Source organism: Candidatus Thiothrix putei (assembly GCA_029972225.1).
Lineage (GTDB): Bacteria > Pseudomonadota > Gammaproteobacteria > Thiotrichales > Thiotrichaceae > Thiothrix > Thiothrix putei.
Genome location: CP124756.1, coordinates 2,238,812 through 2,263,035, shown reverse-complemented (window position 1 = coordinate 2,263,035; position 24,224 = coordinate 2,238,812). Strand labels below are relative to the sequence as shown.

Here is a 24,224-nt window from a genome sequence, read left to right as displayed (position 1 = left end):
CCGCGCTTCCTTTGTCTAAACCTATACCTTACTTGTACGGTCGAGTATGCGTGATGGATGCAGGGAAGTGCTAAAAAACGAAGGTTTTGTGGGGTTATCGGGAGTTAGGTGGGAACGACAGTTCCCCACACTGAAAAAATCGGATCAGACATGGCTGTTTCCCGCCTATGCGGATCATCCATCGGGCGTGGTAAGCCCCGCACCGATTCAGTATGCAAGTCGATGAACCGCCCCGTTTTTACGAAATAATCCAGTACCAAGCCTTGGCGCTCGAATGGGTGCATCTCTGCCCACACATCAATCACTTTATTGGGAAACCAGCGTGTGGAAAACGTCATTATGACAATACCCCCGACTTTAACGACCCGTGCTAACTCGCGCATCACTTCCAATGGTTGTGTGAGGTATTCGACAGATACCGTACAAATCACTGCATCAAAACAAGCATCCGCAAACGGCAATAGCGGCGCGTGGTTGAGATCGTGGACGACGTATTGTTGCAAACGTGGGTTCGCGGCTAATTCCACCTGATTCATGCCGAGTCCTGTGACTTGCACATCAAGCGTATCCGGCAGGTGTGATACGCAACTGCTCATCAAATCAAGGATGTGCATCCCCGTTTGTAGCAAGCGCCCGTACAGCGCCGTCACTTGTGCTATCGCGGTTTTGTCCAAATGGGTTACTAAACGCGGGTTGCTGTAGTACTCGGTATCGGTGCGGTCATCCTTGCGGGTGAATGGGTAAATGGCATAGTAATCCGGCGCAATACCGGGGTAGGGGGCTTGCATTCCTGAACCATTGGTCATGAATAACCCCATGATGTCTTGCTCTTGCGCCACATTAGCGGGGGTGTTTACGCTGGGTGTATAAGGTGTAAGCGGGTGATTGGGGTCAATCGTCAAGGTGTTTGGGGTGGTGGCGATGACGCGGAACGGGCGAAAATCGCTGCGCGAACAACCGAGCGCTTCCCATGCGTAAGCGTGCGGGTAAAAACGCCCGACTTTGGGTTCGAGCGTGAATTGACGTTGCTGGTCATTGAATTGGCTACGCGGAAAAGTGATGGTGGCAGCACCTACCAAATGCTCACTGGCTTTGGGGATGTTATTGACAAATAAACGGTCGCAGTGTGTAGCGACGGCGCTTTGCCAAGTGAGGGTGAATTCATCCATGCTGTGAACCTCTTGTCTGTAAATGTTTCTGTGGTATGGCATCTTGTGAAATCATAAAAATTAACAAAAACCGAAGGCAATAGTCATGATTAATTGGTTGCACAGCAAATGGCATCGCCCAGAAAAGGGTTGGGATCCGGTTGATCCGGCATGGGCGTTGGAGTATGCCGAGGCCGAATGGCGTATGGTGGATCATGTGCTATTGGATTCGCTGGAAGCAAAATTAGGTGGCCTAGCAGGCAAGCGTGTGCTGGATATGGGGGCAGGAGCCGGGCAATACAGCGTAGCATTGGCACAGCGAGGCGCGGATGTGACTTGGCATGATATTTCCCGCACTTATAGAACATTTGCTCAAGCTAAAGCAGCGGATGCGGGTGTAACGCTGCATTGGTCATTGGGGTATCTGGAAGAGACGCAAGCGTTGCCAGCGGCGAGCTTTGATCTGATTTTTAACCGGATTTGCTGGTATTACTGCCAAAACGATCAGGCTTTTGCGCGGCAATTGTGTGGTTTACTTAAGCCAGCAGGGGTGTTGTATATCCATACACCCAATAGCCGGTTTCATGGGGAGGGTATGCCAACCTTGGCGCGTTTGCGCACTTGGTTAAATGCGCAAACGGGTTTTAAGGTGGGGCATCCCATGTTACCGCCCCGCCGTGTTGCTAACTTGTTTGCCGCACTGCCGATCAGCCGTTTGGAGGCCGATTACCGTGACCCGCGTAACGATGTTATTTGGGTGTGGAAAGCAGGTGACGAGTCACATACATCATCATAAGCGTCGCTAACAGCACTAGCCCCGCGCTAATCAACAAAGCGTAATCTTCCATCTGTAAGAGGAAGAACAACAGGGCATACAGCATGGTCAGTAATAGCAATAACAGGAAAGCCCGACGGCTGCTGTGCAAGATAAACCCAGTGTAAACCGTGATACTCAGTACTGTGGTCGCTGATGCAGCGATATAAGCATACAAGAAACCGATATGTTCAGCTAAGGCGAGCAGTATCAAATAAAATAGCGCTAATGCAACGCCAACAAGACTGTATTGCAAGACATGCAGGCGTTGTTTGAGACTGATTTCAAATACCAGAAACATCAGAAATGTCAGGCCAATAAATAATGCACCGTATTTTACGGCACGGTTCACTAAGGTATACAGTGGGTCAGGTTCATGCAAATTTACGCCCGCACTAATGCTGTGCAAGTCGTAAGTTTGTTGATCTTCCAGCACCCAGTATTGCGGGTAACTGCGCACGAGATGGGGAATGTCCCATTCAGCATGAAAGCCTGCTTCCGTCACTTTTTGTTTATTGGGGGGCAAGTCACCCTGAAAACTGGGATGAGTCCAAGCAGATGTCATGCGAATGGCGGTATTTTCTCCTACGGGCGCGAAAAACAGCCCATCACTGCCACGCACGGTCATGCTGAGTTTAAATTCATTGGTGGTGTCGCTATCAGCGCTAACACTGAGCGGCACATGAAAACCGGTAGGGAGCAATTTGCTCAAGCGCGTACCGGGTTCCAAGTCGATACGCCCATCATTCCAAAAAAATGTGGAAGCAGTATCAATGGCGCGTGGATCGGTCAAACCAAGCGCAATAAACGCTTTATCCCACACAATCCGGCGTTCACCTTCGCTGGATTGCAGCACTTGAGAGTGATTAAATTTACCGCTTAAACTAATCGTCGTCGTGTACACCAAGGCATCGTAAATACCGTGTTGCTGGTGTTCTTCATTGAGGTTGGCGCGGATTTCAAGTTTTTCCGGTAACAAAATCGCGGTACGGTCGTTGTAAATGTCTTTGCTAACAACGCGGCTTTCACCGTTTTCAGCCGTAACCGTATCAACGCTGGTGAAATGTTCGACGTAAGGCACGATTAACACCGGGCCTGTCAGTGTTTGTTTGCCACCCCAAAGATTAGCAACATTGTTCAAGGTGTTTTGGTAATAGCTTTGACGCTCTTTAACGGTTCTTTCCGCTAGAAATAAGGGGATCAACATCAGCAATCCCAGCAGGATGATGATCAGCACACGCAGTCCCAAAGATTGCGACAAGTTATGTAAAAGGGATTTTTGCATCTGAAGAGGAGTCTGCTCCGACATACGTTTCATCCTAGTATTGACGGGGCGGATAATAGCATAAAACGGGGTGTAGACTTACACCCCGTCAGGTATGTTGATTTATTTAGCTTTACACTCGGTTTTAGTGCCTGCAACTTTACCGGTGAGTTTCAGGAAGTTCTCAAACGGCCCCATGACTTTCATGGCTTCCATTTTGGGGCCAGTGAATTTGAGTTTGCCCGTGCTCATTGCCCCCATTGCACCACAACCGAACTTGCCTTCGCCCATACAAGCCCAATCTGCATCAGTAGCGTGCATGAGGTAGTCGTAGCTGGCATCCATTTTTTTGCCATCCGGTGCACCGCCGTAGTTACACATGGCTTTATCACCCTGCAAACTGATGTTCAATTGTACTTTGGTGCTTTCACCGCAATCAGTGCGGTACATTTGCACCAATTTGTAGCCACGGCTGTTATCATTTTTGATCCAGGAATAGCCGTCATTATCCATCAAGCCCGTGGTTAAGGTGGTATCGGCATTCCACGCATCGCAGGCTTGTTTCGCCCATGCAGCATCCATGAACTCAGCAGCGTGGGTGGGGGCGGCAACCAATACCAGTAGGCAGGACGCCAGCGTCATCTGTTTCAACATGTAAAATTCCTCCTCATTTCTCTCATTTATTAGCATTGAGTTATCCAATGATAATGATTGGTTAACACAACAGCCTTGATATAGCAGATAAAGCATAGCGAGGAAAGGTTCTTTTTACGTAGATAACGGAAGACCCTCCGTTTGTCCGCTATTTGTGTTTGCAAGGGGTATTTCAGTTTAAATTATGAACATGAGAAAGGGGCTGATTACACTTTTTCATGAATTAGTTGTCTACAGTAAAAGGTAGGTGGAAATTCAACATTAGCCAGTTTGCAGTCACTTGGCATTTGACTTGCAAACTGTCACTATCAGAAGCAGATAGTTGTCTGTATATACATCGCAGGGCAGTTACCTGCCCTCGTATTTACCGTGAAGGGGTACACAATGAGTAGCATTTTCAATCACTATCAATCTCGATACGAAGCTTTGCAAGAAGAAGAGTATTCGCTGCAAGAGTATCTGGATCTGTGCAAGCGCGATACTATGGCTTATGCCACCGCCGCTGAACGTATGTTGTACGCCATCGGTGAAGCGGAGTTAGTCGATACGTCCCGCGATCCTCGTATGAGCCGGATGTTTTCCAACAAAGTCATCCGTCGCTATCCGGCTTTTTCTGAATTCTACGGCATGGAAGAGTGCATTGAGCAAATCGTGTCCTTCTTCCGTCATGCAGCGCAAGGCTTGGAAGAAAGCAAGCAGGTGCTGTATTTGTTGGGGCCGGTGGGCGGTGGTAAATCCTCCCTCGCAGAACGCCTCAAAGCACTGATCGAAAAAGCCCCGATTTATTGCATCAAAGGTTCACCGATTAATGAATCCCCTTTGGGTTTGTTTAATGTGGAGGAAGATGGCGCGATTTTGGAAGAAGATTTCGGCATCCCAGCCCGTTATTTGAAAACGGTGATGTCGCCTTGGGCGGTTAAGCGCTTGCACGAATACGGTGGTGACATCACTAAGTTCCGCGTCGTAAAGCGTTATCCTTCACGCCTCAACCAAATTGCAGTATCCAAAACCGAACCGGGCGATGAAAATAACCAAGACATTTCTTCACTGGTCGGTAAAGTTGATATTCGTAAGCTGGAGGATTTTCCGCAAAACGATACTGATGCTTACAGCTATTCCGGTGGCTTGTGCTTGTCGAACCAAGGTTTGATGGAATTCGTAGAGATGTTTAAAGCACCGATCAAAGTGCTGCATCCGTTGTTGACCGCAACTCAGGAAGGCAATTTCAACGGTACGGAAAGCATCGGTGCGATTCCTTTCAGCGGCGTTATTCTGGCGCATTCCAATGAGTCTGAGTGGCAGACCTTTAAAAATAATCGCAATAATGAGGCATTCATTGACCGCGTGTCGATTGTCAAAGTGCCGTATTGCTTGCGTGTCACCGAAGAAATCAAGATTTACGAAAAGTTACTGATCAACAGTTCGTTGGCAGCATCGCCGTGTGCACCGGATACCTTGAAGATGCTGGCACAATTCATTGTGCTGTCACGTTTGAAAGAGCCGGAAAACTCCAGTTTGTTCTCGAAAATGCGTATTTACGATGGTGAAAACCTGAAGGATATTGATCCTAAAGCCAAGACGATTCAGGAATACCAAGATGCAGCGGGTGTGGATGAGGGCATGAATGGCCTGTCGACGCGTTTTGCTTTCAAGATTCTGTCTAAAGTCTTTAACTATGATGCAACCGAGGTGGCGGCTGATCCCGTACACTTGATGTATGTATTGGAACGCCAGATTGAGAAGGAACAATTCCAACGCGAATTGCAAGATCGCTACATCCGCTTTATTAAAGAATACCTTGCCCCCCGTTATGTGGATTTCATTGGTAAAGAAATTCAGACGGCTTACCTCGAATCGTATTCCGAATATGGGCAGAACTTGTTCGACCGCTATGTGACGTATGCCGACTTCTGGATTCAGGATCAGGAGTTCCGTGACCCTGAAACGGGTGAGTTTTTAGACCGTTCTGCACTCAATGCCGATCTGGAAAAGATCGAGAAACCCGCTGGCATCAGTAACCCGAAAGATTTCCGTAATGAGATTGTTAACTTTGTGCTGCGGGCGCGAGCTAACAACAATGGGCGTAATCCTGTATGGACGAGTTATGAAAAGCTGCGCCGTGTGATTGAGATGAAAATGTTCTCCAGCACCGAAGATTTGCTGCCAGTCATTTCGTATGGTGCAAAATCGTCAGCGGATGAACAGCGCAAACATGACAATTTCGTGGAACGCATGATGAAACGCGGCTATACCGAAAAACAAGTGCGCTTATTGGCTGAGTGGTATTTACGGGTACGTAAATCGCAGTAAACGGTGAGACCCAAAGGAGTGCCGTATGGCCTATATTGTTGATCGTCGGTTAAACAGCAAGAACAAAAGTCTGGTGAATCGGGAGCGCTTTTTAAAGCGCTATCAGAAACAGATTCGCCGCGCGGTGTCGGATGCGGTGAGCCGTCGCAACATCACGGATATGGAACAAGGGGAGAGTATTACGATCCCCAAGCGTGACATTTCTGAGCCGGTGTTTCGTCACGGGCAGGGCGGGAAACGCAGTATTGTGCATACCGGTAATAAGGAGTTTGTGGAAGGCGACCGCATTCAACGCCCATCCGGGGGCGCGGGCGGCGGGAGTGGTTCAGGGCAAGCGTCTGCTGATGGCGAGGGCATGGAAGACTTCGTATTTCAGATTTCGCAGGAAGAATTTCTGGAATATTTGTTTGAAGACCTCGCCTTACCGAATATGGTTAAACGCCAGTTACTCAGTGCGGATTCGTTTGATTATCATCGTGCAGGCGTGAGCGAAGTGGGGAACCCCGCTCAAATTAATATTGTGCGTTCCATGCGTAGCGCTCATGCGCGTCGGATTGCCTTATGTGGTAAGGAACGGCGGCGTCGCCGTGAAGTGTTGGCTGAATTGGCAGCATTGGATGAGGGCAATGCGAGTGAACTGGCTGAAACGCAACGGACAGTATTGCAAACAGAGCTGGCGCGTTTGAATGTAAAGATTCATGCAATCCCTTGGTTGGATGATTTTGATTTGAAATACAACCTCAAAGTGAAATTGCCCAAGCCTTCCCCCAAAGCGGTGATGTTCTGCGTGATGGATGTGTCAGGCTCTATGACACAAGACATCAAAGATACGGCGAAACGTTTCTTTTTCTTGCTGTATTTATTCCTAAAAAAGAACTACGAAAAAATCGAAGTTGTTTTTATCCGTCACCATACGCAAGCTCAGGAAGTGGATGAGAATACCTTTTTCTATGCGCGTGAAACAGGAGGAACAGTGGTTTCCAGCGCCCTGAATTTGATGGGGGATATTATTGAAGAGCGTTACGCACCGAGCCAGTGGAATATCTACGTCGCCCAAGCATCTGATGGTGATAACTGGCATGAGGATAATCAACGTTGCCACGATGCACTGATTAACACGGTATTACCTTTTGTGCAGTATTACACTTACATCGAGATTGGGGATCGTGATCCACAAGGCTTGTGGTATTTGTATGAGCATTTGCAACGCGATTTTATAGACCGTTTTGCGATTCAACGGGTACGCAATAATGCTGAAATCTACCCCGTTTTCCGTGAGTTGTTTAGGAAACATGCGGGTGAGGAGGTCGATTAATGACTGAACATGCAACCGAGAATAACCGTGAACAACGTTGTATTTCGACCAGTTCGGAATGGACGTTCGAAACCATTGAAGCGTATGACCGTGAAATTGCTCGCATTGCCCGCGATAAGTTCAAGCTGGATACTTACCCCAATCAGATTGAAATGATCCGTTCTGATCAGATGATGGATGCGTATGCCTCAATCGGGATGCCGGTGTTTTACAACCATTGGTCGTATGGCAAGCATTTTGTCAATGTGGAGCAGAACTACAGTCGGGGACGCATGGGCTTGGCGTATGAAATCGTCATCAATTCCAACCCCTGTATTGCGTATTTGATGGAAGAAAATACCATGACCATGCAAGCGTTAGTGATTGCGCACGCTTGTTATGGGCATAACTCGTTTTTCAAAGGCAATTATTTGTTCCGTACCTGGACAGATGCAGAAGCAATCATCGACTATCTGATGTTTGCGAAAAAATACATCAGTCAGTGTGAAGAGCGTTATGGTGTTGAGCAAGTCGAGTTACTGCTGGATTCTTGTCATGCTTTGATGAATTACGGGGTAGACCGTTATAAACGCCCTGCGCCCATTTCAGCGGCGGAAGAACAAAACCGTCAGCAAGAGCGCGAGTTATACATTCAGCAACACCTCAATGATCTGTGGCGTACTTTGCCGCATCGTGGACGTGAGCGTGAAGAAGAGAGGGCTGCGCGGCATTTCCCCGAAGATCCGCAAGAAAATTTGCTGTATTTCATTGAAAAGAACTCACCATCTTTGGATATTTGGCAACGTGAAATTATCCGTATCGTGCGTAAGGTGGCGCAATACTTTTACCCGCAGCGGCAAACACAGGTGATGAATGAGGGTTGGGCAACCTTTTGGCATTACACCATTCTGAATGAAATGTATGACGAAGGTTTAGTCAACGAAGGGTTTATGATGGAGTTTCTTACTTCACATACCAATGTGGTGATGCAGCCCGGTTTCGATAGCCCGTATTACAGTGGGATTAATCCTTATGCATTGGGATTTGCGATGATGAGCGATATTCGCCGCATCTGTGAAAATCCAACCGAAGAAGATAAGCGCTGGTTCCCTGATATTGCGGGTGGTGATTGGTTGAGTACCCTGGATCAGGTGATGCGCAATTACCGTGATGAAAGTTTCATCTTGCAATTCTTATCCCCTAAAGTGATACGCGATTTCCGCTTTTTTGCGTTGGAAGATGATGATCGCAAAAATACCATTGATGTAGCGGCTATTCATAATGACGAGGGGTATCGGCGGGTGCGGGAAATGTTATCGCTGCAATACAATTTGAGTCAGCAGGAGCCGGATATTCAAATCTATAAAGTGAATGTACGCGGTGATCGTTCGCTGACCTTGCAGCATGTGTTGAATGAGCGCCGCCCTTTGAACAACGATGTGAATGAAATGTTACGCCACGTGCATCAGCTTTGGGGGTATGACGTTCATTTACATTCGGTAGAACCCGATGGGCGTACCGTGCGAAGTTTTCATCTGGTTGGCGAGCACTACTAAACCATTAACAGCGACTAGATTTTTTCGTTATCGGTCGCTTCACGCGCCATGTTCACTAATTCAATCAGTGACGTGGCGTGCATTTTATCCATCATGTGACTGCGGTGAAACTCCACTGTTTTAATGCTGACGCCCAGTTTGGTGGCAATTTCTTTATTGGAATGGTTGTCGATCACCAACTCCATCACCTCGCGCTCACGTTCGGTCAGATTAGCGATACGTGCTTGGGTCATGGTTAAACGGATGCGGGATTGTTGATTTTCAACATCTAAAGCTAATGCTTCGTGCACATAATCCAACAATACTTGATCTTCAAACGGTTTTTCTAAGAAATACATTGCACCTGCTTGCATGGCTCGTACTGCCATTGGAATGTCACCATGCCCGGTAATAAAGAGAATGGGCAATGCGTATTTTTGCTTGGTCAGGAATTGCTGTAATTGCAAGCCACTCATACCTGGCATCCGTACATCTAAAATTAAGCAGCCCACCATGTGCATTGTATAAAACTTGAGAAAATCTTCGGCTGAGCCAAATGTCGCTACTTTCAAGCGCATGGACTCTAACAACCAACGTAAAGAGTCACGCACGGCTGGATCATCATCAACAATAAAGACGGTAGGTTCGTAATTCATTTACGGTTAGTTCCTGTTAACGGTAAGGTGAAACTAAAAGTAGCGCCTTTAGTGGCATTATTAATGGCCTCAAGCTTACCACCGTGAGCCTCAATGATGGAACTGCTGATAGGTAGCCCCATGCCCATACCGCTTTTTTTACTGGTATAGAAAGGACGGAAAATCTTATTGGCAAAGTCTTCAGGTAGGCCAGTGCCTTCATCAATCACTGAAACCCTTATCGCGCGTGTGTGCCGACAGGTTCAGTGACGATATGCAGTTTACCAATAGTTTCTGGTGAAAATTCTTCCATTGCATCCAAGGCATTTAGAATCATATTGACCAATACCTGTTCGATCTGGATTTTATTGACATTTACCAAACGTAACTTGGGATAAAGCGCTTTGCTCAATTTCACTTGTTTAAACTGTTCCGTGGTATCCAGTAAATGCAAGGTTTCTTCAATGATCGGGTGTGAACAAAAGTGCGGTGTCCTGTAGACTAAGATGGCATCCCCTAAAACCAGAGAAAAAGGACTTTCCCATGTTGACAGTTAGCTCCCGCGACCAAAAACTTTTAGAAGCCTTGAACCGCAACCCCGCATTAAAAGCTCGGATGGAAGGGCTAATCGAGGTGGTTGAAAATGCCGGTGATGACATTATCAAAGCAGCAGACGCCGAACAGCGGGTGATAGAAGAACTGCGCCAAATGGGAAATGATGCGATCACTGCATGGGCAAACAAACGTGTAGAAAAATGCACAGCCCCAGCCTGTGAAGAAGGCATTGGGAAGTATGTAAAGAGTGGAAAAAAAACTGTCATTGGCACACGACCTACGGAAAAATCCACATAAGCGAACCGGTCTACCGGATTCCCGGCAAGCGTGTCCGCCCCTTTAGCCAGAGTGCCGAGGTTGTTTGCCGAGGCTGTTCGCTCCCGCTGCAACGGGCGGTGACGGACTTTGGGGCGGACTGTTCATTTGCTCAAGTGCCTGATAAATTAGAAGAACATTACGGGATACGGCTGGCATCCAGCAGCATCCGACACATCACCGAAGGTCACGCCAAACGCATCCATGAATCCCAAGTGTTGATAAAAGACTATCCAAGCACGTTGGGAAAAGCCTATGTCATTGCCGAAATGGACGGCAGCATGATCCCCATCGTCGAGATTGACGAAACAGCCCCCGACAAGCGCAAAGGCAAAAAGGAAAGCTGGAAAGAAGCCCGCCTGTGTCTTGCCCACGCCAAAGGCAGTGCTACGCCAACGTTTGGCGCAATATTCGGTGGCACGGTAGAAGATGCTGGAAAAATCTTATTCGACACCGCCTGCCGTGCTGGATTTGGAAAAAGCACGTTCCTCCATGCGGTGGGTGATGGGGCAAGCTGGATCAACCGTCAAGTGGATGAACAATTTGGCACACAAGGACATTACCTGATTGATTTTTATCATGTTTGTGAATACCTATCAGCAGCATCCGCAAGCTGTTCATGCCTCAAGGACAAGGATAAATGGTTTGCCAAACAGAAAAAAGCCCTACAGGATGGTCAAGCTCAAGCGGTCATCGACACACTGAAACCTTTCCTCGAAGCAGAAACGGTAGAAGACAGTAACGCCCCAGTACGAGCTTGTCACCGTTACCTGAGCAACCGCATTGAGCAACTGGATTACCCGACAGCAAAATCCCTCGGATTGCCCGTGGGGTCGGGCGAAATAGAAAGTGCACACCGTTACATCATCCAGCAACGCTTAAAAAAATCGGGGGCATGGTGGAAAAGTGATAATGCGGCGGATATGTTGGCGTTGAGGGTCATGCGGGGAAACCAGCAATGGAAGCATTATTGGCGAAACACCGCTGAGGCGGCATGAGGTTTACCGCACTTTTGTTCACACCCTCAATGATCTGGTTAATATCGTGTTCTTGCCATTCGACATCCTGATCTTTGCGGGTAAAATCTTTGGCATAACGTAGAATTTCACCTGCCCGTCGTACTTGAGTGCTGACTAATTGCATGACATCGACAATATCCGTCATGCTGCATTCGTTGCTTTTCATGCGTAATTCACAACCACGAATGTAGTTCGCAATCGCGGATAAAGGTTGATTCAGTTCATGAGCGATGCCAGAAGCCATCTCACCTAGGGTATTTAAGCGCATGATATGCGCCAGCTCTTGTTGACGGTCAGCCAATAATTGTTGGGCAATCATGCGATCAGTGTGGTCTACAATAATCGACATAATGCGCAATTCATCGTTATCCAAATGAATCAACACTGGGCGTATTTCCAGCCAGCGTACATTGCCTTTGAAGGTTCTAACCTTGACTTCACGGGCGTGAAATTCGCCAGTTTGACTGATTTGGGTGATACAGGCATCCACGTCCGCTTGGTATTCAGGAAAAACGAAATCTTTAAGCGAGTGCCCGATCAACTGTTCTGGATTTTTAGCCTCCATAATCAATGGTCCCGCTGGGTTCACCTCCTGAATCGTGCCATCCAACGCGCAAATGTTAATCCAGTTGGGTTAGCTTTGGAAAATGGTATCCAACTTAGCGCGTTCAATTTCCAGACGAGCTTCCGCCCATTTGCGTTCTTCGATTTCGTGTAGTAACTGTTCGTTGGTATTTTTTAATTGCAAGTTAGCGGTTTCAAGCTCACTGCTTTTGACGCTAACTTCTTGGTTAACCGTGCGCAATTCCTCATTAGTGGATTGCAGCTCTTCATTGGATGTCTGCAATTCTTCACTGGAGGTGTAGAGTTCTTCATTGGTGGATTGGGCTTCTTCGTAGGTGGATTGGGCTTCTTCGTAGGTGGATTGCAATTCTTCGTTCGAGGTTTCCAATTCTTCGATCGTGGTTTGCAAACTTTCACGAACTTCACGCAGTTCTTCTTCCAATTCTTTGATACGCAACGCATCACTGACGCTTAATGCTTCTTGTTCTGGAGTGATTGGGTAGTCGTTGGGGGGCAATACTTCAAAAATGACGACGCTAACTTCAGTGTCAGTGAGTTTGCCCGCTGGGAAATGACGGGTACGCATGACGATGCGGACTGGTTCACCATTAAGGGTGAAATTAATACGGCGACTGCTAATTGCTTCATCGGTACGCCGCGCTTTGTAAATCAGACCACGTAAATCTTGACGCAATTCGGTACGAATTAAATCCAGTACCCCCAAGGCCGCCCGACCTTCCGCAAAACCAAGATAAGGGTCAACATTTCCTCGAACATACACAATTTCCTGACGGTCATCCAACATGATGCAGGCAGGTTGGTAAATATTGACTAACAGCTTGTCGATGGAATCTTGTAATTTAGCTCGGGGTTTATCGCGGAGATTATTGCTGTAATGTTGGTTGCGTTGTTCACGGAGTGAACGATTCTGCAATAAATAGGGTAAGTGTCCTTTAATGTCGCTGCGGCGGCGATAAATACGTGATTTACGATCCACGGTGACAAATAAACGGTCACTACCACCAATGGTTTCAGATTTGCCGAGAAACATAATGCCATCAGGTTCTAAACCGTAATGGAAGGATTCCAATACATTGCGCTGCAATGTTTGATTGAAATAAATCAATACATTACGACAGGATACTAAATTCAAGTGTGAGAAAGGTGGGTCGCGTACTAAGTCATGACGTGCAAACAGCACCATATTACGAATGGTCTGGGTCAGTTGGTATTCACCGTCTTTCTGAATGAAATATTTGTCGAGAATACGTTGTTCAATACCGGCCACGGAGGCTTTGGAATAACGTGCCTGACGCGCAATAGTCAATACGCCATCGTATAAATCAGTGCCGAAAATTTGTATTTTATACCGGGCAATGCGGTTGCCGAGGTATTCTGACAGCAGAATAGCTATGGAATAGGCTTCTTCACCCGTGGCACAACCCGCTTACCCACACCCGAATTTCATGCCCACCCTCAGGCACAACATCTTCAATCACCCGCCGTAAGGCTTGATAGGCATCCGTATCACGGAAAAAACTAGTCACAGAAATCAGAATATCATTGTGCAGTTCGTATAATTCTTCAGGTTTTTGTTTCAGATAAGCAGCGTACTCACTCAATTGCTTGCATTTGTGTACCGTCATGCGGCGTTCGATACGGCGTAGCAAGGTATTGCGTTTGTAATCGCGAAAGTCCGTACCGGTCTGATCAAGCAGCATCCTCAGGATTTCCTGAATCTCATCTTCACTTGGTTCTGGCTTGCTGGCAAATAAGAATGAAATATCCGGCTGCGCCAGCATGTCGTGGATTTGCTGGGCAATATCTTCAGGAGGCAGTGCCAGATCAACATGCCCCGTGCCGATAGCAGAATGCGGCATACTGTCAAATCGGGCAGTGGATTCGAGTTGCGCAATGGTAATGCCGCCTTCGGCTTTGATCGCACGAATACCGTGTGTGCCATCCGTGCCGGTTCCAGAAAGAATGATGCCGAGGGAATGCCTGCCATGATTTTCTGCCAATGAGGCAAACAGACGATCAACAGAGGGTTTGGGGCCAATACCGGTGGCTTTTTCCAGATGAAAACGCCCACTTGCATAAAACGCATCCATCGCCGGTGGGACAATATAAAACATCCCTGTTTGGATGGGTTGATTGTGTTGCAATTCAGCAATGGGGAGTTTGGTTTCGCGTGCTAGGATAGGCACCATCATGCTGCTGTGTTTAGGATACAGGTGCTGTGCCAAAATATATACTTTGCCCGTGAATAGCTGTTGAATAATGAGAAGCCCTCAAGCAAAGTACGGCTGTTATTGGCAACCGGTCGTCCTTTCCATGATCCAGATAGACTTCAGCGAATCCGATCAAACCGCCTTGAATGAGGGGCGTTACCGCCATGCCCACCCTCGCGTCCGCCAACGGATGGAAGTGTTGTGGCTAAAAAGCCAGGGAATGGCGCATGGGGACATTGAACGGCTGGCACAGGTGAGTTCAACGACGGTCACCCGTTATTTGAAACGTTACCAACAAGGTGGGATCGCTGCCTTGGAACAACTGGATTTCCGTCGCCCAACCCGCCGGTTGGAACCTTTCCGTGAGCCCCTGAAGAAACATTTTGAGAAGCATCCACCGACCCGGATCAGTCAGGCGATCGCTGATATACAGCGCTTAACCGGCCTTGAACTCAAGCGGGAAGCCGTGCGGCTATTCCTGCATGACTTGGGTTTGTCCGTCAGGAAGGTGGGGATGATACCGGCGAAAGCCGACCCTGCTGCCCAGGAGACTTTTAAAAAAAGAGCTGGAGCCGCGTCTTGAGGAGGCCAAGGCCGGAAAACGCGCCGTTTTCTTTGTCGACGCCGCCCATTTTGTCCTGGCCCCGTTTCTGGGGTTCCTGTGGTGTTTCACCCGGCTGTTCATCCGCGCCCCTGCCGGACGCCAGCGCTACAATGTCCTCGGTGCGTTGAATGCAGTCACCCATGAACTGGTCACCGTGACCAATGACAGTTACATCAACTCCCAAAGTGTTTGTCAGTTGCTTCGGCAAATCAAGGCATTGGCCCTGGATGTCCCGGTGACCTTGGTGATGGACAATGCCCGTTACCAGCGCTGTAGCCTGGTACAAACATTCGCCCAAACACTCGGGATCGAACTGTTGTTCCTACCCGCTTATTCCCCCAACCTGAACCTGATTGAGCGCCTCTGGAAGTTTGTGAAGAAGGAATGCCTGTATTCACGTTACCATGAAAACTTTACCGCGTTTGCGCAGGCCATTGATGCCTGTTTGGCACAAACCCACACTACGCATAAAAAAGCCTTGGACTCCTTGCTGACTCTCAACTTTCAGACCTTTGAGGAATCTGCAATTATGGGCGGTTGAAGTATAAACAACACGTTCATCAATAGGGAGGTTAGGAACTAAGGCTCTCAATGCCTCTAAACCGCCTGCTGATGCGCCAATGCCAACGATAATGGTGCGATTGTCATCTTCTTTCTTGTCGACTTGTTCGCTATCAATGTCGGTAGTCATGGTGTTGTCCTTGTTGTAACAAGCTTAGAATAGCAGATAATTTTACCGTGCCGAAAATCCCAAAAAAATTGGGGAGTCAGATGGCTCTGACTCCCCAGATTAATTCTATTATCGTTTCGTTCGTTCTGTTTTATTGGTACTTGCTTTCGTTCCTAGCTTAGCGTTTAACACGTTTCTTGTTGCAAGTACTGGAGCAGACTGTAATTAGTATTTGCTAATAAACCAATACATAAAACCGTGGGAAAACAGTGGGCTTCACAAGGGTTTTCACTAGGTTGCATTCTATTTTCTTGATTTAAGTCAATCAGTTGCTGGTAACATAGCTGCTGTTGCTTTATTTGTTTGATTCTCTGTTGCATTGCCAGCAACGCTTGCAGCATCAGGTGTTGTATTATTGGGGTTGAGTTCTGAGGTTTCATCGGTGTCATCAGTAAGACGTGCGTCAACGGCCTTTTCAGTTTGGCTGGTTGATTTGTTGTTACTTTTACTAAACATCTCTGGTTTGCACATGCTGTCAATATTTTTCTGAATCTCTTTCATTTTGGTGGTTTTTTCTTCTGCTGTCAGAAAACGTTCACCTTGCTCATCTTTCCATTTAATTAATGCATTTGCTGTCATTTTTTTGAGTGCTTCAGCTTGTTGAGCACAGAACTCACGATGCTTTTGATCACTTTTTTCGCCGTCTTGACGTGCTTGTTCTAACCCATCTTTGGGTTCTGATATGCTATTCTCTTTAGGAATAACATTGCCGAGTTTACCTGTGGAAAGGCGTATATCGTCTTCAATATTCTTGCCATTTGCTTCTGGTGGCGGGGGAGTTTGGGTGTAGTGGACTTCTCCATTTTTATCCGTCCACTTGTACATGTCTGCTGCCGCATGGGTTGTCATAAATATGGCTGTTAGTAAGACGACTGGCATAAAGATTGCTTTTTTCATGTATCACCTTGTTATGTTTGATTTTAACTACATATTAGTATTTTCTAATATTCTCTGTTAGGATGCGTCAACTTCTCATTTTGTTTTAAGGTAAGTATGCCATGAAAATGTTACCAAAGTGGTTACTGATCGTCGGATTGTCGGCATTATCGGCTTGCGGGAGTTCTGAGCAAATACAGCCAGCCGCTTCCGCACAGGTACAAATTGCCTTGCAAACGACCACGGTTAACGCGATTGTTACACCGGAGTTGTATTATCTGGATGGTCATGTTGAAGCGGTTAATGAAAGTACTATCTCGGCGCAGACCAGTGGTGTTATCGAAAAACTGTTTTACGATGTGGATGATTACGTAGAACCGGGCAAAGTGATTGCGCGGATCAAATCCAAAAATCAGCAGGCTGGAGTAGAGCAGGCGCAAGCTTCACTGGATGAAGCACAAGCACGTTATAGCGAAGCACAAACAGATTTTAAACGTGTCAGTGAGATTTATGCGAAACGCCTCGTGCCCAAAGCTGATTTGGACGCAGCTCAAGCAGGGTTAAAAGCGGCGGAAGCGCGGTTAGCTGCGGCTAAAGCACAAGTTACCCAAGCGGGCGAACAATTGGGTTATACGACACTAATTGCCCCTTACGGGGGGATCGTGACGAAACGCCATGTGCAGTTAGGCGAGGCTGTCAATCCTGGTACGCCAATCATGACCGGTATTTCACTGGATAAAATGCGAGTGGTTGTCGAAGTACCCCAGCGTTTAATTGGAAAAGTTCGTCAGGAAAAGAAAGCCTTTGTGTTTCAGGATGGCTCTAATAAATCGTTGGCTGTTGAGTCCTTGACCTTTTTTCCTTACGCGGATCCTAAAACCAATGCGTTTAAAGTCAGGATTGATCTAAAAGAGGGCGCACAAGACTTGTTCCCCGGTATGTTTGTTAAAGTGGCTTTTGTCATTGGGCAGCAAGAAAATGTGGTGAGTATTCCAGAAAGTGCTGTGGTGGTACGTAGTGAAGTCATTGGCGTGTATGTCATCAATGAAGACGGCAAACCTGCATTACGTCAAATCCGTTTGGGAAAAAAGCTGGATGACAACAATATCAGTGTATTAGCCGGTGTCGATGCCGGTGAAACCATCGCACTTGATCCTGTACAAGCAGCCATTTCCCTGAAGCAACAAGCAGCGGAGGCAAAACACGATGAGTGAGCCAAAGTTGGGCATTTCAGGGGGAATTGCAAAGAAATTCCTGATCACGGAAATCACACCTCTGCTGGCATTGGTTGGTTTGCTATTGGGTTTATTTGCCGTCATGGTGACGCCTCGTGAGGAAGATCCACAGATCAATGTGACATTTGCCAATGTGTTTATCCCGTTTCCGGGGGCTAGTGCTGAACAGGTAGAAAGTTTGGTTAGTACACCTGCTGAACAAGTGCTGTCTGAAATTGAGGGGTTGGAACATATTTATTCCACCTCCATGCCGGGTATGTCGGTTTTAACCGTGCAATACAAAGTGGGGCAGGATCGAACGGATGCACTGGTGCGTTTATATAACAAAGTTGCTTCCAATCAAGACTGGTTGCCACAAAATCTTGGCGTGGGTACGCCACTGATCAAGCCGAAAGGAATTGATGATGTACCGATTGTTGCGCTGACATTGTGGACCGAAGATGATAAACGCGGTGCTTATGAATTGAATCAAGTGGCACATGCCATTGAATCCGAACTCAAGCGCGTACCCGGATCGCGTGATATTTACACGATTGGTGGCCCGCAACAAATTGTTCATGTCTTGCTGGATGCTGAAAAACTTGCTGGTCATGGTATCTCGCTGGCAGATTTGCGGAATGCGCTACACGCCAGTAATTCTGCTCGTGATGCTGTTTCCTTGGTGAATAACAACGAGGAAATTCAAGTACAAGCCGGTACATTCCTGATGGACGCGGCAGAAGTAGGGGAGCTGATGGTCGGTGTCTTCGACGGCAAACCTGTTTTCCTTAACGATGTTGCGGAAGTAAAACGTACTTCTGATTCGCCGGAAGCTTACGTCACTTTTGGAACAGGTAGCGCAGCATCACATAAAGAATTGCAAGCAGGTATCCATACCCCAGCCGTCACCATTGCTGTTGCCAAGCAGCCTGGAACGAATGCAGTCGATATTGCCAATAGTGTCATTGATCGCTTCGAAAAATTGCGGGGGACGTTCGTGCCAGAAGGTGTGAATGTCACTGTCACGCGTAATTACGGCGAGACAGCTCAGGCGAAGTCTGAAAAGCTGATTCACAAACTCATTATTGAAACCATCGCAGTAGCCTTGTTGATTTGGTTTGCTTTAGGGTGGCGGGAAGCCCTGATTGTGGGTGCTGCGGTGGTGATTACCTTAGCGGTAACCTTGTTTGCATCATGGGCTTATGGTTTCACCTTAAATCGGGTTTCGTTGTTTGCGTTGATTTTCTCTATCGGTATTTTGGTCGATGATGCCATTGTGGTGGTGGAAAATATTCACCGTCACATGCAGCAAGGTGGGAAAAAGCTGTTGGACGTGATTCCAGTAGCCGTCGATGAAGTAGGTGGCCCTACCATATTGGCAACGTTTACGGTGATTGCAGCGTTGTTGCCCATGGCATTTGTATCGGGATTAATGGGGCCTTATATGTCGCCGATTCCGATCAATGCCAGTATGGGGATGCTGATTTCATTGGCAGTCGCTTACGTAGTGACACCTTGGATGACAGGAAAAATGTTGGCCAACGTTGATTTCAGCCTCCATCATCACGATAACAATAAGTTGCACGGTTTTTTCAGTCGTATCATGTCCCCATTTCTAGACGATAAAAAAGGTGGTAAACGTCGCACGACCTTGTTCGCAGTCATTACTTTATTGATCGTGTTATCTGCCTCCCTAGCAGTATTCAAGCTAGTAGTACTGAAAATGCTGCCTTTCGACAATAAATCCGAATTCCAGGTGATACTGGATATGCCGGAAGGTACCTCATTGGAGCAAACGTCGCGGGTACTGAATGAAATGTCAGAGTATTTGGGGAAAGTCGATGAGGTAACCGATTACCAAATTTATGCAGGAACCGCTGCACCCATCAACTTCAATGGTTTGGTGCGTCAATACTATTTACGCGAAGGCTCTAATATTGGTGATATTCAAGTCAATCTAACGGATGCTCACGGACGTGAACGTCAAAGTCATGAAATCGCTTTAGATGTACGCCCACCTTTGCAAGACATTGCTAAAAAGTACAATGCCAATGTGAAAGTAGTCGAAGTGCCACCGGGACCACCGGTGATGTCACCAATTGTGGCTGAAGTGTATGGTTTGGATTATCCGGGACAAATTGCGGTTGCCAAGCAGGTTCGAGGTATATTTGAACAAACCCAAGACATTGTGGATATTGATGATAGTGTCGAATACCCGCAAAAGCGTTTGGTGGTACAAGTCGATCGTCGTAAAGCGGCGTTGCTAGGTGTATCCCAAGATACGATTGCTTCTGCTATTGATACGGTATTGCGTGGTGAAGACGTAGTGTTTTTACACGGTAAGGGTATTAAGTATGCAGTACCGATTCGCGTCGAGTTTCCGGTAGCATTGAAAGATAAAATGGATTCGGTACTGGCATTGCGTGTACGTAGTCAGGCGGGTGAGTTAGTGCCGATGTCTGAATTGGTCAGTGTGCAGGAAACCACACGGGAACATTCCATTTATCACAAAGATTTGCTGCCGGTTGTGTACGTGACCGGTGATATGGCAGGGACAACAGACAGCCCGCTGTATGGCATGTTCGAGATCTTTAGTGGCATTAAAGAACTGTCCGTGTATGATAATCCGATTAATCAATTCTTTGTTGCGCAGCCGGATGACCCTTATTTGTATGGGATGAAATGGGATGGTGAATGGCAAGTGACTTACGAAACCTTCCGCGATATGGGGATTGCTTACGGGGTAGGAATGATTCTGATCTTCCTGTTGATCGTGGCACAATTCAGGTCGTATATGGTTCCGCTAGTCATCATGTCGCCCATTCCGTTAACCATTATCGGTGTTATGCCGGGTCATGCATTGCTGGGAATGCAATTTACTGCAACCTCAATGATCGGCATGATTGCGCTTGCTGGGATTATCGTCCGCAACTCCATCTTGTTAGTCGATTTCATTAATGAACAAGTGAGAAGCGGCATGGATTTGAAAGATGCGGTGATTAATTCAAGCGCAGTACGTGCCAAACCTATTGCATTAACCGCATTGGCGGCCATGGTCGGTGCATTCTTTATTATTGATGATCCAATTTTTGGTGGACTCGCCGTATCATTGATTTTTGGTATATTGGTATCCACGGTATTGACACTGGTACTGATTCCGCTGATGTATTATATGTACGCCCGCAATCGTTTAGCTACTATTGTGGGTGGGGCGATTTAACCCCACCTTTTTCGTGTTCAATCTGACGTAATCCCCGTTGCTGCGCGAGTGGTACGGGGATTTACGTTTCTTGCAAATAGACAGCTAAACCAAGGTCATTTTCGGCGACATGTCGCATAAAATGCTGCATCGCTTGGAAGCGCTGGAGGCAAGCGTCCAGCGCTTGAGCATTACCATCCCATATTGGCGGGTAAATATCCTCATCCAACATTTGATTGGTATCAAAGTGCTGGCGTAATGTCTCCGGTGTTTTATTCACTAGCGCTTGGGTAATGTGCTTGACTTCACCTGAATCAAATGTTCGGGCAGGGCCATAGCCCAAGTCCACATCGCCCACATAACTGCCGCCATCCAGCAAAAAAGCACCCGGTAACTGACCATTCCAGCCTTGACCACATAGGAGGTAGTGGATGCCATGCCAGTATTCACCCAAGGTTTCTCGCAGAGTGATGCCCTCAGGCTCTAGAGCATAGCGTGATGCAGGAAAGCGGGTTTCAGCCGTGACTAAAGTCCAGATAAGTTGCGGATGTGCCATGAGACGACTGATATTGAAATCAGAAATGGCAGCAAGATGTAAATGTACACCCATGATAGTTAAACCCTTTTTGAACAATGGCTCAAGCCAATTACCTTGTTAGTGTTAGTAAGCTTCTCAACGTGTTGTTTTATAGAATCAATAGGTTGAATAGAAGCCATGTTTGGTTACTTACTTGCGTTGTGGTTGGATTATTACAGTCGTTAACTGCTTTAGCTGTGATAATCATCACCAATAGAATCAATTCACATTGTTTGAGCCTTCCCCTGACTTTGTTATGATGCAAGGCATTGATCACAACAACGAGTTTCGTATGCAAAGTATTCTTTCCCGTATCGCTACCGAATTGGCGGTTCAAGAACAGCAAGTGGCTAGTGCTGTCGCCTTATTGGACGAGGGTTCAACGGTTCCTTTCATTGCTCGCTACCGTAAGGAAAAAACCGGTGGGCTGGACGATACCCAACTGCGTTACCTCGAAACTCGTCTGGGCAGCTTACGTGAACTGGAAAAACGTCGTGAAACGGTACTTCACTCTATCCGCGAACAAGGCAAGTTGAACCCTGAGTTAGAGCAGCAAATATTGCAGGCGCAAACCCGCACCGAACTCGAAGACATTTATCTGCCTTACAAACCCAAGCGTCGCACCAAAGCGATGATTGCCCGCGAAGCAGGAATCCAACCACTGGCAGAAGCCTTGCTCAACAACCCGCAACTTGACCCCGAAACCGAAGCCGTTAAATACCTTAACCCTGAGATGGAGTTTGCGGACACCAAAGTGGTGTTGGATGGGGCGCGGCAAATCCTCATGGAGGATTTCGCTGAAAACCCTGAACTGAGCGGCACATTGCGCGAATATTTGTGGGAGCAGGGCGGTTTTGAATCCAGTGTCATTGCGGGTAAGGAAGATGAGGGGCAGAAATTTACGGACTACTTTGCGTATAGCGAAGCGCTAAACAAGATCCCGTCTCACCGCGCGTTGGCATTATTCCGTGGGCGTAACGAAGGTATTCTGGATTTAAAACTGGATGTCGCCGTAGCGGACGGTATGAGTCACCCGTGTGAAGAGAAAATTGCCCAAACATTCAATATTTATGATCAGGGCAGGGCTGCTGATCGGTGGTTGCTGGATACAGTACGTTGGACGTGGAAAGTAAAATTGCACAGCCGTTTAAGCACCGACCTGAATCAACGTTTGCGTGAACAGGCCGAGGCAGAAGCCATCCGCGTGTTTGCGGCGAATTTGAAAGATTTATTGTTAGCAGCACCTGCTGGAGCACGTAATACGCTGGGACTTGACCCCGGTTTTCGCACTGGGGTGAAAGTTGCAGTTGTCGATGCGACGGGTAAGTTATTGGATTTTGCCACGATCTACCCGCATGTGCCGAAAAAGCAATGGGATCAGTCGATTGCGATACTGGCAGATTTATGCGCTAAACACAGCGTTGAATTGATCAGCATTGGCAATGGCACGGCATCCCGTGAAACCGATCAGTTAGCTGGCGATTTGATTAGCCGTCATCCCGAACTCAAGCTGTCTAAAATCGTGGTTTCAGAAGCCGGTGCATCGGTGTATTCCGCCTCAGAACTGGCTGCCCGTGAATTCCCCGGTTTGGATGTTTCCATTCGTGGCGCAGTATCCATTGCTCGCCGCTTGCAAGACCCGCTGGCAGAATTGGTGAAAATTGACCCAAAATCCATTGGTGTCGGTCAATACCAACACGATTTGAATCAACCAGAACTGGCGCGTTCGCTGGACGCAGTGGTCGAAGACTGCGTAAACGCGGTTGGGGTCGATGTGAATACCGCGTCTGCCGCATTACTGGCAAGGGTTTCCGGTTTAAACAGTGGGATTGCTGACAATATTGTGGAGTTCCGCAATGACAATGGCGCATTCCGCAATCGCAATCAATTGAAGAAAGTGTCACGGCTAGGCGCGAAAACCTTTGAACAAGCCGCCGGTTTCTTGCGTATTCGTGATGGGGAATACCCCTTGGATGCATCCGCCGTTCACCCAGAAGCCTACACGCTGGTTGAGCAGATTGCCGCTGTGAACCGTCAGCCATTGCAAGAATTGGTAGGAAATAGCGAGTTTGTTAGCACGCTTAAACCTGCCGATTACGTGACTGAACAGTTCGGTGTTCCCACAATTCGCGATATTTTGGCAGAATTGGAAAAACCGGGTCGTGACCCACGCCCTGAATTTGTGACCGCTACGTTCCGTGAAGGCGTCAATGAGCTGAAAGATTTACAACCGGGCATGATTCTCGAAGGTGTGGTTACTAATGTAGCGAATTTTGGTGCATTTGTGGACATCGGTGTGCATCAAGACGGCTTGGTACACATTTCCCAACTGACCGACAAATTCATTAAAGACCCGCGTGAAGTCGTGCGTACCGGTGATGTGGTAAACGTGCGCGTCGAAGAGGTTGATGTACAGCGTAAGCGAATCAGTTTAACCATGCGTTTGGAATCTACCCAGCCCAAAGCTGTCTCAAACCCCGTCGCAAAGGCAGTGGCTAACCGTGAAGAGCGTCGACCGGTGGCGGCACGTCCGCAGCAGGAACGCAGTCATGATCGTAACGACCGTAAAGCGGATGCCCGTCAACCTAACGCGAAAAAAACTATGAAGGACGCTGCGCCTGCCGCAAACTCCGCAATGGGGGATGCCTTAGCCGCAGCCTTGGCAAAAATGCGTAAATAAAACAAT

Annotated in this window: 18 protein-coding genes and 2 pseudogenes; 9 read left to right on the top strand and 11 right to left on the bottom strand. The window is 47.5% G+C overall.

Annotation, left to right across the window (positions count from 1 at the left end):
* Positions 1-104: 104 nt before the first annotated feature.
* Positions 105-1,169, bottom strand: coding sequence for a methyltransferase domain-containing protein (locus QJT81_11505; GenBank protein ID WGZ92503.1), 1,065 nt, complete (start codon positions 1,167-1,169; stop codon positions 105-107).
* A gap of 85 nt (positions 1,170-1,254) precedes the next feature.
* On the opposite strand from QJT81_11505, the gene QJT81_11500 reads away from it, so the two are divergent.
* A complete protein-coding gene (locus QJT81_11500; GenBank protein WGZ92502.1) occupies positions 1,255-1,944 on the top strand; it encodes a methyltransferase domain-containing protein in 690 nt (229 codons plus the stop codon).
* On the opposite strand, the gene creD is transcribed toward QJT81_11500, so the two are convergent.
* Together creD and QJT81_11490 are read right to left on the bottom strand one after the other, a co-directional pair.
* Positions 1,898-3,199, bottom strand: coding sequence for a cell envelope integrity protein CreD (gene creD, locus QJT81_11495; GenBank protein ID WGZ92501.1), 1,302 nt, complete (start codon positions 3,197-3,199; stop codon positions 1,898-1,900). The genes QJT81_11500 and creD overlap by 47 nt on opposite strands.
* Before the next feature lie 150 nt (positions 3,200-3,349).
* On the bottom strand, positions 3,350-3,880 hold the full coding sequence (locus QJT81_11490; protein WGZ92500.1) for an SCP2 sterol-binding domain-containing protein: 531 nt from the start codon (positions 3,878-3,880) through the stop codon (positions 3,350-3,352).
* 384 nt (positions 3,881-4,264) lie between these two features.
* Between QJT81_11490 and QJT81_11485 the strand changes: the two genes are divergently transcribed.
* Genes QJT81_11485 through QJT81_11475 form a run of 3 tightly spaced genes read left to right on the top strand, consistent with a single transcriptional unit; the run spans position 4,265 to position 9,040 of the window.
* Positions 4,265-6,190: a PrkA family serine protein kinase gene (locus QJT81_11485; protein WGZ92499.1), complete on the top strand. Its 1,926-nt coding sequence runs from the start codon at positions 4,265-4,267 to the stop codon at positions 6,188-6,190.
* Between the two features lie 25 nt (positions 6,191-6,215).
* Positions 6,216-7,505: a YeaH/YhbH family protein gene (locus QJT81_11480; protein WGZ92498.1), complete on the top strand. Its 1,290-nt coding sequence runs from the start codon at positions 6,216-6,218 to the stop codon at positions 7,503-7,505.
* On the top strand, positions 7,505-9,040 hold the full coding sequence (locus tag QJT81_11475; protein ID WGZ92497.1) for a SpoVR family protein: 1,536 nt from the start codon (positions 7,505-7,507) through the stop codon (positions 9,038-9,040). The genes QJT81_11480 and QJT81_11475 overlap by 1 nt, the downstream gene beginning before the upstream one ends.
* A gap of 14 nt (positions 9,041-9,054) precedes the next feature.
* Here the strand turns inward: QJT81_11475 and QJT81_11470 are convergent, their stop codons facing one another.
* Genes QJT81_11470 through QJT81_11460 form a run of 3 tightly spaced genes read right to left on the bottom strand, consistent with a single transcriptional unit; the run spans position 9,055 to position 10,072 of the window.
* A complete protein-coding gene (locus tag QJT81_11470) occupies positions 9,055-9,675 on the bottom strand; it encodes a response regulator (protein ID WGZ92496.1) in 621 nt (206 codons plus the stop codon).
* Entirely contained in the window at positions 9,672-9,884 is a 213-nt protein-coding gene (locus tag QJT81_11465; GenBank protein ID WGZ92495.1) for an ATP-binding protein, read from the bottom strand. Before QJT81_11465 ends, QJT81_11470 begins: the two co-directional genes overlap by 4 nt.
* An 8-nt stretch (positions 9,885-9,892) precedes the next feature.
* Positions 9,893-10,072, bottom strand: a complete 180-nt coding sequence (locus QJT81_11460) for a hypothetical protein (protein WGZ92494.1) — start codon at positions 10,070-10,072, stop codon at positions 9,893-9,895.
* A 125-nt stretch (positions 10,073-10,197) separates the two neighbouring features.
* Here QJT81_11460 and QJT81_11455 point away from each other — a divergent pair.
* A pseudogene (locus QJT81_11455) lies at positions 10,198-11,522 on the top strand (UPF0236 family protein).
* On the opposite strand, the gene QJT81_11450 reads toward QJT81_11455, so the two are convergent.
* The 3 genes from QJT81_11450 to QJT81_11440 are packed head-to-tail and all read right to left on the bottom strand — an operon-like array spanning position 11,464 to position 14,314.
* A complete protein-coding gene (locus QJT81_11450) occupies positions 11,464-12,153 on the bottom strand; it encodes a PAS domain S-box protein (GenBank protein WGZ92493.1) in 690 nt (229 codons plus the stop codon). The pseudogene QJT81_11455 and the gene QJT81_11450 overlap by 59 nt on opposite strands.
* 24 nt (positions 12,154-12,177) lie before the next feature.
* Positions 12,178-13,509 (bottom strand): CheR family methyltransferase, encoded by a 1,332-nt coding sequence (locus QJT81_11445; protein WGZ96475.1) that lies wholly within the window; start codon positions 13,507-13,509, stop codon positions 12,178-12,180.
* A gap of 25 nt (positions 13,510-13,534) precedes the next feature.
* On the bottom strand, positions 13,535-14,314 hold the full coding sequence (locus tag QJT81_11440) for a chemotaxis protein CheB (GenBank protein ID WGZ92492.1): 780 nt from the start codon (positions 14,312-14,314) through the stop codon (positions 13,535-13,537).
* A 127-nt stretch (positions 14,315-14,441) separates the two neighbouring features.
* Between QJT81_11440 and QJT81_11435 the strand changes: the two are divergent.
* Positions 14,442-15,483 (top strand): annotated as a pseudogene (locus QJT81_11435) (IS630 family transposase).
* 450 nt (positions 15,484-15,933) lie between these two features.
* On the opposite strand, the gene QJT81_11430 reads toward QJT81_11435, so the two are convergent.
* Entirely contained in the window at positions 15,934-16,569 is a 636-nt protein-coding gene (locus QJT81_11430) for a DUF4124 domain-containing protein (GenBank protein ID WGZ92491.1), read from the bottom strand.
* Between the two features lie 101 nt (positions 16,570-16,670).
* Here QJT81_11430 and QJT81_11425 point away from each other — a divergent pair, with 101 nt between their 5' ends.
* On the top strand, positions 16,671-17,762 hold the full coding sequence (locus tag QJT81_11425) for an efflux RND transporter periplasmic adaptor subunit (protein WGZ92490.1): 1,092 nt from the start codon (positions 16,671-16,673) through the stop codon (positions 17,760-17,762).
* Positions 17,755-20,982, top strand: coding sequence for an efflux RND transporter permease subunit (locus tag QJT81_11420; protein WGZ92489.1), 3,228 nt, complete (start codon positions 17,755-17,757; stop codon positions 20,980-20,982). Before QJT81_11425 ends, QJT81_11420 begins: the two co-directional genes overlap by 8 nt.
* Positions 20,983-21,043: 61 nt before the next feature.
* Here the strand turns inward: QJT81_11420 and QJT81_11415 are convergent, their stop codons facing one another.
* Positions 21,044-21,571: a YfbM family protein gene (locus QJT81_11415; GenBank protein ID WGZ92488.1), complete on the bottom strand. Its 528-nt coding sequence runs from the start codon at positions 21,569-21,571 to the stop codon at positions 21,044-21,046.
* 223 nt (positions 21,572-21,794) lie between these two features.
* On the opposite strand from QJT81_11415, the gene QJT81_11410 reads away from it, so the two are divergent.
* Positions 21,795-24,218 (top strand): Tex family protein, encoded by a 2,424-nt coding sequence (locus QJT81_11410; protein ID WGZ92487.1) that lies wholly within the window; start codon positions 21,795-21,797, stop codon positions 24,216-24,218.
* Positions 24,219-24,224: the final 6 nt, after the last annotated feature.

Excerpts from the sequence above, each read along its gene's own strand:
- QJT81_11505 (WGZ92503.1), bottom strand. The coding sequence starts at position 1,169 with ATGGATGAATTCACCCTCACTTGGCAAAGCGCCGTCGCTACACACTGC.
- QJT81_11500 (WGZ92502.1), top strand. The coding sequence starts at position 1,255 with ATGATTAATTGGTTGCACAGCAAATGGCATCGCCCAGAAAAGGGTTGG.
- QJT81_11490 (WGZ92500.1), bottom strand. The coding sequence starts at position 3,880 with ATGTTGAAACAGATGACGCTGGCGTCCTGCCTACTGGTATTGGTTGCC.
- QJT81_11485 (WGZ92499.1), top strand. The coding sequence starts at position 4,265 with ATGAGTAGCATTTTCAATCACTATCAATCTCGATACGAAGCTTTGCAA.
- QJT81_11480 (WGZ92498.1), top strand. The coding sequence starts at position 6,216 with ATGGCCTATATTGTTGATCGTCGGTTAAACAGCAAGAACAAAAGTCTG.
- QJT81_11475 (WGZ92497.1), top strand. The coding sequence starts at position 7,505 with ATGACTGAACATGCAACCGAGAATAACCGTGAACAACGTTGTATTTCG.
- QJT81_11470 (WGZ92496.1), bottom strand. The coding sequence starts at position 9,675 with ATGAATTACGAACCTACCGTCTTTATTGTTGATGATGATCCAGCCGTG.
- QJT81_11430 (WGZ92491.1), bottom strand. The coding sequence starts at position 16,569 with ATGAAAAAAGCAATCTTTATGCCAGTCGTCTTACTAACAGCCATATTT.
- QJT81_11425 (WGZ92490.1), top strand. The coding sequence starts at position 16,671 with ATGAAAATGTTACCAAAGTGGTTACTGATCGTCGGATTGTCGGCATTA.
- QJT81_11420 (WGZ92489.1), top strand. The coding sequence starts at position 17,755 with ATGAGTGAGCCAAAGTTGGGCATTTCAGGGGGAATTGCAAAGAAATTC.
- QJT81_11415 (WGZ92488.1), bottom strand. The coding sequence starts at position 21,571 with ATGGGTGTACATTTACATCTTGCTGCCATTTCTGATTTCAATATCAGT.
- QJT81_11410 (WGZ92487.1), top strand. The coding sequence starts at position 21,795 with ATGATGCAAGGCATTGATCACAACAACGAGTTTCGTATGCAAAGTATT.